Here is a 13,115-nt window from a genome sequence, read left to right on the forward strand (position 1 = left end):
TCCGCATTACCGCTGCCGCATCACTTGGCCGGCACGGTGACCGGCGCGAGAGCGTCGCCGGTGGGGTCCTTCATGAACTGGAAGAAGCTGGAGCTGGGATCGACGACCAGCACGTCGCCCGGCTTCGAGAACGAAGCGCGGTAGGCTTCCAGGCTCTTGTAGTACGTGTAGAACTGCGGGTTCTTGCCGTAGGCCTGCGAATAGATCGCAGCCGCCGCGGCATCGCCCTCACCCATGATGCCTTGGGCCTTGGCATACGCCTGGGCCACGATCACTTCGCGCTGGCGATCCGCTTCGGCGCGGATCTTCTCGCCTTCGGCGGCGCCGATGGAGCGCAGCTCGTTGGCGACGCGGGTACGTTCCGCTTCCATCCGGCGATATACCGATTCCGAAATCTCCGGCGCGAACTCGATGCGGCGCAGACGCACGTCGACGATCTGCACGCCCAGGGGCTCGGCGCGCTTGGCGACGTTGGTCAGGATTTCGGCCATGATCTTGTCGCGTTCGGTCGAGACCACGTCGCGCACCGTGCGCACGTTGACCGAGGCGTTCAGCGCGTCGCGGATCAGCGCCTGCAGGCGCTCCTGCGCCACGCGCTCGTTGCCGCCGGTGGACACGTAGTACTGGCGCGGATCCAGAATGCGCCACTTGACGTAAGAATCGATCAGCAGGTTCTTCTTTTCGGAAGTCTGGATGCGTTCGGCTTCGTTGGTTTCGATGGTCAGAATGCGCTTGTCGAGCGTCACGACATTCTGGAACGGAGGCGGCGCCTTGAAGTAGAGGCCGGGTTCGTTGATGGTCTTGCGCACTTCACCCAGCGAGAACACCAGGGCATAGTCGCGCTCACGCACGACGAAGACGCAGGAAGAAAGGGCGGCCAGCACGATGAGCAGGCCGACCAGGATAGGCATGAGACGTTGCATGATCAGGACTCCTCCGGGTTAGCGCGACGTACGGTCGCGGGGCAGCGTGTTGCTATTGCTGCTGCCGGAAGACTGGGGCACCGGCACGGCGTTGCCGCGCGCCGGCGACTGGGCAGGCGGGTTGGCCAGCGCGGGCGAACCCGAACCGGTGGCACCCGACTTGCTGGCGTCCTGAGCGGCCAGATGCATGATCTTGTCCAAGGGCAGGTACAACATATTGTTGTTGCTCTTGGTGTCGACCATGACCTTGCTGGCGCGCGTGAAGATCTCCTGCATGCTTTCCAGGTACATGCGCTGGCGCATGACCTGCGGCGCCTTCTCGTATTCACCCAGAATGCTGGTGAAGCGCGAGGTATTACCCTGGGCGTCGCCAACGACCTTGGCCTTGTAGCCTTCGGCCTGCTCCGTCATGCGGGAAGCCTGGCCGCTGGCCAGCGGCACGACCTGGTTGGCGTAGGCCTGGCCCTCGTTGATCTGGCGTTCGCGGTCCTGGCCTGCCTTGACTGCGTCGTCGAACGCAGCCTGCACCTGCTCGGGCGGCTGCACGTTCTGGATGGCGACGGTGCTGACCTGCACGCCGCTCTGGTAGCGGTCCAGGATCTGCTGCATCAGCGTTTGCACTTGCGTGGCGACCGTGGTCCGCCCTTCGTAAAGCACGAAGTCCATCGACTGCTTGCCGACCACTTCGCGCATGGCCGTTTCAGAGGCCTGGCGGACGGATTCATCCGGATCGCGCGTCTTGAAGAGGTAATCGGGTGCGCCGTCGGCGCGCAGGCGGTACTGGACGACGAACTGCATATCGACGATGTTCTCGTCCGTCGTGAGCATCAACGCTTCAGGCAGCACCTTGTTGCGGGCGCCGCCACGGAAACCGACCTCGAACGTGCGCAGCTGCGACACGTTGACCATTTCGTGGCTCTGGATGGGATACGGCAGGCGCCATTGGAAACCGGCTTGCGACGTCGACTTATATTTGCCGAACTGTGTCACGACCGCGACCTGGCCTTCCTGCACGATATAGAAACCGCTGGCCAGCCAGATGCCAGCCGCGACCAGGGCAATGACGCCCAGACCGATGCGCGCGCCGCGCGGCGACGGCGGCGTCATGCCGCCGCGGTTGCCCGGGCGGTTGTTTCCCCCGCCGCCCTTGCGCCCGAACAGCGATCCGATGCGATTATTGAAATCGCGCCAGACCTCGTCCAGGTCTGGCGGACCGTCTCCATTGCCTTGAGGCCGCTTCGGCGGCGGCTCGGAGCCGTTGTTGTTCCCACGACCCCAGCCGGGGTCATTCAGATTGAAGAGTTTGATAATTCGCGGCATTGTTTCCCACAATCTGTCCGGTTTCCGCAATTGCCCCGCGCAACGCATCCAAACCGGCGCGCTCGGTGGCGCTTACAAATACTCGCGCAATCGTACCATGTGCGTCGCGCTCCACCCGCGGTTCCAATCCAGCCAGGTCTATCTTGTTGTAGACCAGAATGGTGGGAATCCCCGCGGCGCCGATCTCGGCCAGCACCTTGTTGACCTCGAAAATCTGCTCGTCGCGTTGCGGGCTGGCGGCATCGACCACATGCAGCAGCAGATCGGCATGCACGGTCTCTTCCAGGGTGGCGCGGAAGGCCGCGATCAGGCCGTGGGGCAGATCGCGGATAAAGCCGACCGTGTCGGACACCACCACCGAACCCGCCCCTTCGATCCAGATGCGGCGCGTGGTCGTGTCCAGGGTGGCGAACAGTTGGTCGGCGGCGTAGCTGTCGGCGCGCGTCAAGGCATTGAACAAGGTGGACTTGCCGGCGTTGGTATAGCCGACCAGCGATACCGACAACGCGCCGCCGCGGGCCCGCGCCCGGCGCTGGGTCACGCGCTGGCGCTCGACCTTGTCCAGCCGTTCACGCAGCACCTTGACCTTGGCGCCGATCATGCGGCGGTCCATTTCGAGCTGGGATTCGCCCGGACCGCGCATGCCGATACCGCCACGCTGACGTTCCAGGTGGCTCCACATGCGGGTCAGGCGCGTGGCCAGATGCTGCAACTGGGCCAATTCCACCTGCAGTTTGCCCTCGTGGCTCTTGGCGCGCAGCGCGAAAATATCGAGGATGAGCGCGACGCGGTCGACCACGCGCAGATTGAAGGCGCGTTCCAGGTTGCGCTGCTGGGCGGGGGACAGCGGCTGGTCGAACAGGACGATGTCGGCCAGCAAGGCCTGGGCCATCGCCACGCCCTCATCGGCCTTGCCCGAACCGATGAAGAATTTTGCGTCGGGCCGGTCGCGACGCGCGGTCAGGGTGCCGACGATTTCCGCGCCAGCGCCCTTGGCCAGCATCGCGAATTCCTCGGCATGGGCCGCGAAGTCGGGATCTCCCAGATCCACGCTGATGATCAGAGCGCGCATACATGCACCATATTGGAGCCAAAGCGAAAATGCCCGCCGACGTGGACCGTCTGGCGGGCAATAAAAGGTAAAGCTGGAGCGAGATTACTCAGCAGGAACTTCCACTTGAAAATTGACGGCGCGAGCGGGAACGACGGTGGAAATGGCGTGCTTGTAGACCATTTGCGTGACCGTATTGCGCAGCAGCACCACGTACTGGTCGAAGGATTCGATTTGCCCTTGAAGCTTGATGCCGTTCACCAGGTAGATCGACACGGGCACATGGTCCTTGCGCAGCGTGTTCAGGAACGGATCTTGCAGAGTTTGCCCTTTATTGCTCATTGGCCAGGCTCCATTTGTTTGTTATTGAGTGGTGGCGTACTTCTGTACTGGTGGGGTACGCCGAAACTTGTACTCTACAGGGTTTTCCCGGCCCGTGCTACTTGGCCGGGAAGCAAAAGTGACACCAGAGTTTTCCAACTGGAAAGCCCCTGCCGCTCACCCCCGCAGGACCTCAGTGAGCGCCTTCAGAAGCAGCTCGCACTGCTCGTCGGTGCCCACGGTAATGCGCAGGAACTGATCGATGCGCTCATGGCGGAAATGGCGCACGATGATGCTGCGCTCGCGCAAGGCGGCGGCCAGACTAGCCGCATCCTTGGAGGGGTGACGCGCGAACACGAAATTCGCGGCCGAAGGCAGCACCTCGAAGCCCAGGGATTGCAGGCCCGCCGTCATCCGCGACCGGGTGTCGATCACGGCCTGGCGAGTTTGTTCAAAGTACTCCACGTCCTCCAGCGCCGCCACCGCGCCGGCCGATGCCAGGCGATCGATGGGGTAGGAGTTGAAACTGTTCTTTACACGCTCCAGCCCGTCGATGAGCTGGGCGTTGCCCACGGCAAAACCGACTCGCAGGCCCGCCAACGAGCGCGACTTGGACAGCGTCTGCACCACCAGCAGGTTGTCGTAGCGGTCCACCAAAGGAATGACGGACTCTCCGCCAAAATCCACGTAGGCCTCATCCACCACGACGACCGCGTCCGGATTACCAGCCACGATGCGTTCAACCTCCGCCACGCTCAGCGCGCGTCCGGTGGGCGCATTCGGATTCGGGAAAATGATGGCGCCCGCCTGCCCGTTGCGGGCCGGCAGGTAGTCTTCGACATCGATGCGGAAATCGGCCGTGAGCGGCACCGTCTCGTACTCGATGCCGTACAGGCCGCAATAGACCGGATAGAAGCTGTAGGTGATGTCCGGGAAGCGCAGCGGACGCTCGTGCTTGAGCAGCGCCAGGAAGACATGCGCCAGCACCTCGTCGGAGCCGTTGCCCACGAAAACCTGCCCCGGCTGCACACCTACCGTGCTGGCAATGGCTTGCCGCAGACGGTCCGAGGAAGGATCCGGATAGAGCTTCAGCGTGTCATCGCAGGCAGCGCGGATCGCGTCGAGCACCCTGGGCGACGGGCCGTAGGGATGCTCGTTGGTGTTCAACTTGACCAGATTCTGAAGCTTGGGCTGCTCGCCCGGAACATACGGACTGAGCGTCCCAACCACGGGACTCCAGAAGCGGCTCATGGATCAGCTTTCCTGCGCGTAAGGGTTGTGCGAAGACTTGAATTCGATGCGCAGCGGCGTGCCGGCCAGATCGAACGCGTTGCGGAAACGGGTTTCCAGGTAGCGGCGATAGGAATCCGGCACGGCGTCCAGCGCGTTGCCGTGGATGACGACGAGCGGCGGATTCTGACCGCCCTGGTGCGCATAACGCATCTTGGGACGGAAAATGCCCTTGCGGGGAGGCGGCTGCTGCTCGACGGCAGCCTGCAGTTCACGCGTCAGCTTGGGCGTGGACAGCTTGGCGAATGCCGCGGCGTGCGCCGCATTGATGGACTTGAGCAAAGGCTTGACGCCCTGCCCGCGCAAAGCCGAAATGGTATGCATGCGCGCGAACGACAGGAAGCGCAGCTTGCGCTGGAATTCGCGCTCGATGCGTTCCTTGGCTTCGCCGTCCAGGCCGTCCCACTTGTTGATGGCCACGACCACGGCGCGCCCGGTTTCCAGCACGAAGCCGGCGATGTGGGCGTCCTGCTCGGAAATCTCGGTTTGCGCATCCAGCATCAGCAGCACGACGTTGCTGGCCTCGATAGCCTGCAGCGTCTTGATGACGGAGAATTTCTCGACCGCTTCGAACACCTTGCCGCGCTTGCGCAGGCCCGCAGTGTCGATCAGCGTGTAGCGGCGGCCGTCGCGCTCGAAGTCGATCTCGATGGCGTCGCGGGTCGTGCCGGGCATGTCGAACGCAATCACGCGCTCTTCACCCATCAGGGTGTTGATCAGCGTGGACTTGCCCACGTTGGGGCGACCGACGATGGCCAGCTTGATGCGATGATCGTGCTCGGCCTCTTCAGGCGCTTCCTCTTCGGCGGGCGGTTCGGCCAGATCCTGCAGGGCCAGTTCGATCAGATCGACGATGCCGTCGCCGTGCGCCGCGGAAATCGGATAGGGCTGGCCCAGCCCGAGCTCATGGAACTCGGAGATGGCGCCGCTGGCGCCCATGCCTTCCGCCTTGTTCACAGCCAGCAGCACACGCTGCTGGCCGGACTTGCGCAGCAACTGGGCGATTTCGTGGTCATGGGCGTTGAGGCCGGCGCGGGCATCCACCAGGAACACCACGACATCCGCCTCGGCGATGGCCTGCCGGGTCTGGCGGGCCATCTCCAGCAGGATGCCGTCCTTGGCCACGGGCTCGAAACCACCCGTATCGATGACGATAAAGGGGATCTCGCCTACCCTGCCCTCGCCGTAATGGCGATCGCGGGTCAGGCCGGAATAATCGGCCACCAGCGCGGCGCGCGATCGCGTCAGGCGGTTGAATAGGGTCGACTTCCCCACATTGGGGCGACCGACCAGGGCGACGACAGGCTTGAAAGACACGGTGTAAGGCTTTGTTCTATAGGTTTTAGTTGGAGCCGATCAGGACGAGGTTGCCATTGCCCGTCTGGACCAGCACTCCCTGGGAAGTGGTCTGCGGCGGCGAAATCACGGGGCCGCCGCCCACCGACAGGCGCGCCATCAGGCTGCCGTCGCTGCGCGACAGGAAATGCACATAGCCGTCCAGGTCGCCCACTGCCAGCGCACCGCCCAGCATAGCCGGTGCGGTCACTTGGCGGTTCTTCAGCGCGGCCTGCTTCCAGACGTTGCCGCCATTGTCCAGCGCGAAGGCATTGACCACGCTGTTCTGATCCGCCGAATAGGCGAAACGCTCATCCAGCGTCAGGCCGCTGACGCTGGAGAAATCCTTGGCCCACAACGGACGGCCGCCGGCCGTGACGTCGAAGCAGACGATACGGCCTTGGTAGGCCACGCCGCAAAGCAGGTTGCCCGCGATGCGCGGCGCGCCGACCACGTCGGTCAGGCGTTCCAGGTCGCTGGCGCCGCGCGGCGTCGCCACGGTGCCTTCCCATTGCACGTTACCACTGTTGGACGCGATCGCCATCAGCTTGCCGCCCGGCAGGCCGGTAATGACCAGGCCTTCGGCCAGGACCATCTGCGATACGCTGCGCAGGGCCAGCGAGGGGCCGGGACGCTGCACGTTCCAGACGCGTTCGCCACTGTTGGCGTCGAAAGCCTGGATGCGGTAGTCGCCGCTGCGGACCACGACGATGCCGTAACCCACAACCGGCGGAATGCTGACCTCGCTGGTGGCGCGAACTTTCCACTTCACCTTGCCGGTGTCGTCGAAAGCGATGACGTCGCCATTCGGCGAGGCCACGGCAGTGGTGGTGCCATCGCTGCCGACACCGGCGGACAGCTTGCCGTCGGTCTTGGCTTTCCAGATGGCGCGGCCGCTGTGCAGATCGAACTTGCCGACCGAGCCATCCGGCGTGGCGGCGTAGACGGCGTCGCCCAGCACCGTGGGCGCGAAGCCCAGGCCCGAACCGCTGCCAACCGACGCGGTCCAGACCTGACGCACGGACATGCCGGCCCTGTATTCGGTCAGGGGCGCGGGGTCGTAGCGGCCGTCATCATGGGAAAACATGCCGCATCCGCCCAGGGCGAGCAAGCCCGCCAGGCAAACGGCGCCACGCCACGTACGGCCAGGTGCAAATTTACGCATTACAGTCACGCTCCGCTCAAGGCATCCAGTTTCAGTTGCACGACCTGGGTCAGGGGATTCGCGGTGCCCAGGCCATCGATGGCGCTTTGCCATGCCGCGCGCGCTTCATCGCGCTTGCCTTGCGCAGCGAGAATATCGCCGCGGCGGTCTGCGTACAAGGCGGCAAAAGCGGCCGGAGGATTGTTCAGCTGCCCCAAGGCGGCATCGTATTGCTTCTGGTCCAGCATCATGCCGGCCAGGCGCAGGCGCGCCACGGCCTGCATGGAGGGGTTCTTGCCCTGGGCGGCCAGCCATTCGAGCTGTTCACGCGCGCCGGCGTCGTCCTTCTGGGCCTGCAGCGCCTGGGCGGCCACCAGCGCGCCGCGCGCGGCGTAGCCCGTGGCAGGATATTGCTCGCGCAGCGTGGCCGCGGCGGTCTTGATGCGCACCGAGGAATCGGCGCCGCCCAGGCGAGCCGCGTCTTCCAGCGCTTCGAAGTACCCCATGGCCTGATTGGCGCGGTGCGATTGATAGGCCTTCCAGCCCCACCAGCCGCCCCAGGCCAACGCAACCACTGCCACCAGCGTGACCACCAGGGTGCCGTAGCGGGCCCACCACGCCTTGATCGCGTCGAGTTTTTCCTGTTCTTCCAGATCGTATGCCATGCATTAACCCTTGATATTCAGTACGTCGGCCAATCCCGCCAACGGGACTTGCTGTTGCGCGGCTTCGCCCTGCGCGTCGGCGCGCAGGAATTTGACGCTGGCGGTCTGCGCAGCCACTTCGTCGGCGCCAAGAATAACCGCAACCCGGGCGCCGCTGGCGTCGGCGCGCTTGAATTGCGACTTGAAGCTGGCGGAACCCGCATGCACGATGACCGACAGGCCCGCATCGCGCAGGTCTTCGCCGACCCGGGCTGCCAGGCGCTGCGCCTCTTCGCCCTGGTGCACGACGTAGACGTCGCATTCGGCCGGCTGCTCGACCTGCACGCTCTGTTCCCAGAGGTCCAGCAGGCGCTCCATGCCGATCGCAAAGCCCACGGCGGGCGCGGGCTTGCCGCCCAGCAGTTCGATCAGCCCGTCGTAGCGGCCGCCGCCGCACACGGTGCCCTGGGAACCGAGGCGGTCGGTGACCCACTCGAACACGGTGAGGTTGTAGTAGTCCAGCCCGCGCACAAGGCGCGGATTCAAGCGGTATTCGATGCCGGCGTCGGCCAGGAGTTGGCACACGCCGTCAAAGTGCGCGCGCGATTCCTCGCCCAGGAAGTCGAACAGGCGCGGCGCGCTGTCGGCCATTTCCTGCATGGCGGGATTCTTGGTGTCCAGCACGCGCAGCGGATTGCTGTACATGCGGCGCTGGCCGTCTTCGTCCAGGATGTCGCGGTGCTTTTCCAGGTGCTCGATCAGGGCGGCGCGGTGGGCGGCGCGCTCGGCCGGCTGGCCCAGCGAGTTCAGTTCCAGGCGCACGTCGGTCAGGCCCAGCAGCTTCCACAGGCGCGCCAGCATGACGATGAGTTCGGCATCCACGTCGGGACCGGCGAAGCCCAGGGCCTCGACGTCGATCTGGTGGAACTGGCGGTAGCGGCCGCGCTGCGGACGCTCGTGGCGGAACACCGGGCCGATGGAATAGACGCGCTGCGGGCGATCGTAGAGCAGGTTGTGCTCGATCGACGCGCGCACGATGCCGGCCGTCATTTCAGGCCGCATGGTCAGCGATTCGCCGTTGAGCGCGTCGGTGAACGTGTACATCTCTTTTTCGACGATGTCCGTCACTTCGCCGATGCCGCGCGCGAACAGGCGCGTATGCTCAAGCACGGGCGTACGCACATTGCGATAGCCGTAGCCGCGCAGCCAGCCGCGCACGATTTCCTCGAATTGCTCCCAGCGGGCGCTTGCCCCCGGCAACAGATCATTCATGCCGCGGATGGCGGCGACTTTCTGGAAAGCTTGAGTCATCTTGATCATGCCGCATCGCGCGCGGACAAGCGCGCTAGCGGCCACACCCTTACTTTAATGAGAGGCGGGCGCGCCATAGCGGCGCGCGACGTAGTCTTCGACGATGGCCTGGAACTCTTCGGCGATATGGTCGCCCTTGAGCGTGACCGTGCGCTCGCCGTCGACGAACACCGGCGCGGCCGGCACTTCGCCGGTGCCCGGCAGGCTGATGCCGATGTCGGCGTGGCGGCTTTCGCCCGGCCCGTTGACCACACAGCCCATGACCGCGACGTTCATGCTTTCGACGCCGGGATACTGGGCGCGCCACACAGGCATCTGGCGGCGCAGATAGGTCTGGATGCTGTCAGCCAGCTCCTGGAAGAACGTGCTGCTGGTGCGGCCGCAGCCGGGGCACGCGACGACCATGGGCGTGAAGGCGCGCAGGCCCATGGTTTGCAGGATTTCCTGCGCCACCACGGCCTCGCGGCTGCGATCGCCGCCGGGTTCGGGCGTGAGCGAAATGCGGATGGTGTCGCCGATGCCCTGCTGCAGCAGCACCGCCAGCGCGGCGGTGGACGCCACGATGCCCTTGCTGCCCATGCCGGCCTCGGTCAGGCCCAGATGCAGCGGATAGTCGCAACGCGCGGACAGGTCGCGATAGACCGCGATCAGGTCCTGCACGTGGCTGACCTTGCAGGACAGGATGATGGCATCGCGCCGCAGACCGAGTTCCTCGGCGCGCTGCGCATTGCTGATGGCCGACACGACCAGGGCATCGCGCATCACGGCCTGCGCTTCCCAGGGCTGGGCGCGCAGATTGTTCTCGTCCATCTTGCGCGCCATCAGCTCGTGATCCAGGCTGCCCCAGTTCACGCCGATGCGCACTGGCTTGTCGTAGCGGCAAGCCACTTCGATCATTTGCGCGAAGTTGTCGTCGCGGCGCTTGCCCCCGCCCATGTTGCCGGGATTGATGCGGTACTTGGACAGCGCTTGCGCGCACTCGGGAAACTGCGTCAGCAGCTTATGGCCGTTGTAGTGGAAATCGCCCACCAGCGGCACGTTCACGCCCATGCGGTCGAGCTGTTCGCGGATGGCCACGACTTCGCGCGCGGCTTCGGGCGTATTCACCGTGATCCGCACAAGCTCGGAGCCGGCCTGCGCCAGCTCCTTGACCTGAATCGCGGTGGCGATCGCGTCCGCCGTGTCGGTGTTGGTCATGGACTGGACCACGACCGGGGCGTCGCCGCCTATGTTCACGACACGATCGCCCCACTTCACCGCCACCGAACGCGTGGCGCGGCGCTCAGCCGCCCCCACGGAGGGAGGCGGGGCATCCTGGCAAGGCAGAGAGGATTCTTGCATCGGTGGAACCGGGTTACTTGGTCGATTTCGGCAGCCAGTCGGACGGCAGCCAGTGCTGCGGCAACCAGCCTTGCCAGAAGGCATACGCCACGCCGGCAGCCAGCACCAGCACGATGGCGATGAGCCAGCCCCAGGAGGTCGAGGACGAACGTTCGTCGTCGGCGCTGGACTGGGGAATGGAATGGGCGGAATGCAGGGCGCCCGGACTGAGTTTCACCGGGCCGGTGACTCGCGCCTTGGGGTCGAGCGAATCGACGATGGCCTGCGAATCCGCGCCCAGCAGGCGTGCGTAGTTGCGGACCAGGCCGCGCAGCGAGACGCCCGTGGGCAGGTTGGCCCATTGCTCGTTTTCTAGGGCTTCGATCTGCTTCGTGGAAAACTTGATGCGGCTGGACACTTCGTCGAGCGACCAGCCCTTGGACTGGCGCAGCGCGCGCAGTGCCGAACCGACGCTACCCGCAGCGCCTGCGGGCGTTTCTGAAACTGCAGAAGCGAAATCCTGCGTCATGCGTGCACCTGTTTAATTGGTATGGTCTGGCGCTGTGCGGCGTTCCGTTCCGTGATCCGGGTACGGTCGCGCACTTCTCCGGCCAGTTGGCCACAGGCCGCATCGATATCGTCGCCCCGGGTCTTGCGGACGGTGGTGATGATGCCGGCGTCCATCAGACGCTGGGCAAACACCTTCACCCGCGCCGAGTTCGAGCGCTTCAGGCCAGACTCGGGAAAGGGGTTGAACGGGATCAGATTGAGCTTGCAGCGCAGCTGGCGTGCAATTTGGATCAATTCCTTGGCGTGCTGGTCGGTGTCGTTGATGCCGTCCAGCATGCAATACTCAAAAGTGATGAAGTCGCGCGGGGCGTACGCCAGATAGCGTTCGCAAGCAGCCAGCAGCTCCTTCAACGGGTACTTCTTGTTCAGCGGCACCAGCTCGTCGCGCAGCGCGTCGTTGGGCGCGTGCAGCGAAACGGCCAGCGCCACGGGACAGTCCTGCGACAGGCGGTCCATCATGGGGACCACACCGGAGGTGGACACCGTGACGCGACGGCGCGACAGGCCGTAGGCGTTGTCGTCCAGCATCAGACGCAAGGCGGGCACGACCTGGTCGTAGTTGAGCAGGGGTTCGCCCATGCCCATCATGACCACGTTGCTGATGACCCGGGTATCTTCGGTGGCGCGGGCGCTTTCCAGGCGGGCGGTGCCGATGTCGGCCTCCAGCACGCGCTTGGCCCACCACAGCTGGCCGATGATCTCGCTGGTCTTCAGGTTGCGGTTGAAGCCCTGATGCCCGGTCGAGCAGAAGCGGCAGTTCACCACGCATCCAGCCTGGCTGGAAATGCACAGCGTGCCGCGATCGTCCTCGGGAATGAAGACGGTTTCGATGGCATTGCCCTGCCCCACGTCGAACAGCCACTTGCGGGTGCCGTCGGTCGAGCGCTGCTCGATGTTGACGGGCAATGCCTCGATGCGGCACTGCGTTGCAAGCTGGCTGCGGAAATCGCGGGCCAGGTCGGTCATGGCGTCGAACGAATCGGCGCCACGCTGATGTATCCAGCGTTGCAGCTGGCGAGCCCGAAACGGCTTGCCGCCCCACTTTCCGACCAGTTCGGACAGGGCGGAGCCGTCAAGCCCCAGCAGATTGATTCGTTCGACGGATTCCATGACCTGGGTAAAACTAAAAAGCTAGAACAATAGTTCCGCGAAAATCAACGGCTGTGGATGTTGATTTCGGGGAAGAAGAAGGCGACTTCGACAGCGGCCGTTTCCGGAGCGTCCGAGCCGTGCACGGCGTTGGCGTCGATGCTGTCGGCGAAGTCGGCGCGGATGGTGCCGGGAGCAGCCTTCTTGGGGTCCGTGGCGCCCATCAGGTCGCGGTTCTTCAGGATGGCGTCTTCACCTTCCAGCACTTGCACGAACACCGGGCCCGAGATCATGAAATCGACCAGGTCCTTGAAGAAGGGGCGTTCCTTGTGCACGGCGTAGAAACGCTCGGCGTCGGCGCGCGACAGCTGAGCCAGGCGGGCGGCGATGACCTTCAGGCCGGCTTGTTCGAAACGGCCGACGATCTGGCCGATGACGTTCTTGGCGACGGCGTCGGGCTTGATGATCGAGAGGGTGCGTTGAATGGACATAAGAACTCCGAAAACTGATTTCTGACTGGTTTTTGATGAATTGCCTGGCGTGGCTCTGCGCTTGTCGGTGTCACCCTTGAAACGTCATCGCGCTGTTGGCGCACGGGCGGTCCGAAACGAATGCATGTTTCGGGCCGTCCCGAACCACTGGTCCAAGGCAGGGATTCGACACTGCCTACCTGTCGGACTAGCCCGGAATCCTCAATGAATTCAGGGACTTCTAAAAGGTTTACAGTAACCCGGTATTCTAACACGCTGAGAAGACCGTATTACATCTTAAAATATGCGGTTTGCCGCCCGCCTCCC

The 13,115-nt window shown here is 64.3% G+C and carries 13 protein-coding genes; all 13 read right to left on the minus strand.

The genetic code is table 11. The annotated features are described in order from the left end of the window. Positions 1–20 precede the first annotated feature (20 nt). Complete coding sequence (gene hflC, locus HWY37_RS30440) at positions 21–923, minus strand: protease modulator HflC (protein ID WP_054458645.1); 903 nt, start codon at positions 921–923, stop codon at positions 21–23. An 18-nt stretch (positions 924–941) separates the two neighbouring features. Beyond that, positions 942–2,243: an FtsH protease activity modulator HflK gene (gene hflK / locus HWY37_RS30445; protein ID WP_175207414.1), complete on the minus strand. Its 1,302-nt coding sequence runs from the start codon at positions 2,241–2,243 to the stop codon at positions 942–944. After that, positions 2,209–3,315, minus strand: a complete 1,107-nt coding sequence (hflX, locus tag HWY37_RS30450; protein ID WP_175207415.1) for a GTPase HflX — start codon at positions 3,313–3,315, stop codon at positions 2,209–2,211. Before hflX ends, hflK begins: the two co-directional genes overlap by 35 nt. Positions 3,316–3,399: 84 nt before the next feature. Next, positions 3,400–3,636: an RNA chaperone Hfq gene (gene hfq, locus HWY37_RS30455; RefSeq protein WP_006218585.1), complete on the minus strand. Its 237-nt coding sequence runs from the start codon at positions 3,634–3,636 to the stop codon at positions 3,400–3,402. Between the two features lie 156 nt (positions 3,637–3,792). Further along, the gene (hisC, locus tag HWY37_RS30460; RefSeq protein ID WP_176090528.1) at positions 3,793–4,866 is read right to left on the minus strand and encodes a histidinol-phosphate transaminase; all 1,074 of its coding nucleotides are present in this window, start codon (positions 4,864–4,866) and stop codon (positions 3,793–3,795) included. A 3-nt stretch (positions 4,867–4,869) separates the two neighbouring features. Then, the gene (gene der / locus HWY37_RS30465) at positions 4,870–6,222 is read right to left on the minus strand and encodes a ribosome biogenesis GTPase Der (RefSeq protein WP_175207417.1); all 1,353 of its coding nucleotides are present in this window, start codon (positions 6,220–6,222) and stop codon (positions 4,870–4,872) included. 25 nt (positions 6,223–6,247) lie between these two features. Further along, positions 6,248–7,405 (minus strand): outer membrane protein assembly factor BamB, encoded by a 1,158-nt coding sequence (gene bamB / locus HWY37_RS30470; protein WP_176090529.1) that lies wholly within the window; start codon positions 7,403–7,405, stop codon positions 6,248–6,250. Positions 7,406–7,410: 5 nt separating this feature from the next. Further along, the gene (locus HWY37_RS30475) at positions 7,411–8,049 is read right to left on the minus strand and encodes a YfgM family protein (protein WP_176090530.1); all 639 of its coding nucleotides are present in this window, start codon (positions 8,047–8,049) and stop codon (positions 7,411–7,413) included. A 3-nt stretch (positions 8,050–8,052) separates the two neighbouring features. Then, on the minus strand, positions 8,053–9,339 hold the full coding sequence (gene hisS, locus HWY37_RS30480; RefSeq protein WP_175207420.1) for a histidine--tRNA ligase: 1,287 nt from the start codon (positions 9,337–9,339) through the stop codon (positions 8,053–8,055). 54 nt (positions 9,340–9,393) lie between these two features. Continuing rightward, the gene (gene ispG, locus HWY37_RS30485) at positions 9,394–10,680 is read right to left on the minus strand and encodes a flavodoxin-dependent (E)-4-hydroxy-3-methylbut-2-enyl-diphosphate synthase (protein ID WP_175207421.1); all 1,287 of its coding nucleotides are present in this window, start codon (positions 10,678–10,680) and stop codon (positions 9,394–9,396) included. 13 nt (positions 10,681–10,693) lie between these two features. Beyond that, positions 10,694–11,188: a helix-turn-helix domain-containing protein gene (locus tag HWY37_RS30490; RefSeq protein WP_175207422.1), complete on the minus strand. Its 495-nt coding sequence runs from the start codon at positions 11,186–11,188 to the stop codon at positions 10,694–10,696. Next, entirely contained in the window at positions 11,185–12,339 is a 1,155-nt protein-coding gene (gene rlmN / locus HWY37_RS30495) for a dual-specificity RNA methyltransferase RlmN (protein WP_176090531.1), read from the minus strand. The genes HWY37_RS30490 and rlmN overlap by 4 nt, the downstream gene beginning before the upstream one ends. 44 nt (positions 12,340–12,383) lie before the next feature. Further along, positions 12,384–12,809, minus strand: coding sequence for a nucleoside-diphosphate kinase (ndk, locus tag HWY37_RS30500; protein ID WP_006393972.1), 426 nt, complete (start codon positions 12,807–12,809; stop codon positions 12,384–12,386). Positions 12,810–13,115: the final 306 nt, after the last annotated feature.

Origin of the sequence: Achromobacter anxifer, from assembly GCF_903652925.1 — a bacterium.
Classification (GTDB): domain Bacteria; phylum Pseudomonadota; class Gammaproteobacteria; order Burkholderiales; family Burkholderiaceae_B; genus Achromobacter; species Achromobacter anxifer.

Bases quoted from the DNA above. Each gene is read 5' to 3' on its own strand.
- hflK (WP_175207414.1), bottom strand. From the start codon at position 2,243: ATGCCGCGAATTATCAAACTCTTCAATCTGAATGACCCCGGCTGGGGT.
- bamB (WP_176090529.1), bottom strand. From the start codon at position 7,405: ATGCGTAAATTTGCACCTGGCCGTACGTGGCGTGGCGCCGTTTGCCTG.
- rlmN (WP_176090531.1), bottom strand. From the start codon at position 12,339: ATGGAATCCGTCGAACGAATCAATCTGCTGGGGCTTGACGGCTCCGCC.
- hflX (WP_175207415.1), bottom strand. From the start codon at position 3,315: ATGCGCGCTCTGATCATCAGCGTGGATCTGGGAGATCCCGACTTCGCG.
- hisC (WP_176090528.1), bottom strand. From the start codon at position 4,866: ATGAGCCGCTTCTGGAGTCCCGTGGTTGGGACGCTCAGTCCGTATGTT.
- ndk (WP_006393972.1), bottom strand. From the start codon at position 12,809: ATGTCCATTCAACGCACCCTCTCGATCATCAAGCCCGACGCCGTCGCC.
- hflC (WP_054458645.1), bottom strand. From the start codon at position 923: ATGCAACGTCTCATGCCTATCCTGGTCGGCCTGCTCATCGTGCTGGCC.
- HWY37_RS30490 (WP_175207422.1), bottom strand. From the start codon at position 11,188: ATGACGCAGGATTTCGCTTCTGCAGTTTCAGAAACGCCCGCAGGCGCT.
- HWY37_RS30475 (WP_176090530.1), bottom strand. From the start codon at position 8,049: ATGGCATACGATCTGGAAGAACAGGAAAAACTCGACGCGATCAAGGCG.
- hfq (WP_006218585.1), bottom strand. From the start codon at position 3,636: ATGAGCAATAAAGGGCAAACTCTGCAAGATCCGTTCCTGAACACGCTG.
- ispG (WP_175207421.1), bottom strand. From the start codon at position 10,680: ATGCAAGAATCCTCTCTGCCTTGCCAGGATGCCCCGCCTCCCTCCGTG.
- hisS (WP_175207420.1), bottom strand. From the start codon at position 9,339: ATGACTCAAGCTTTCCAGAAAGTCGCCGCCATCCGCGGCATGAATGAT.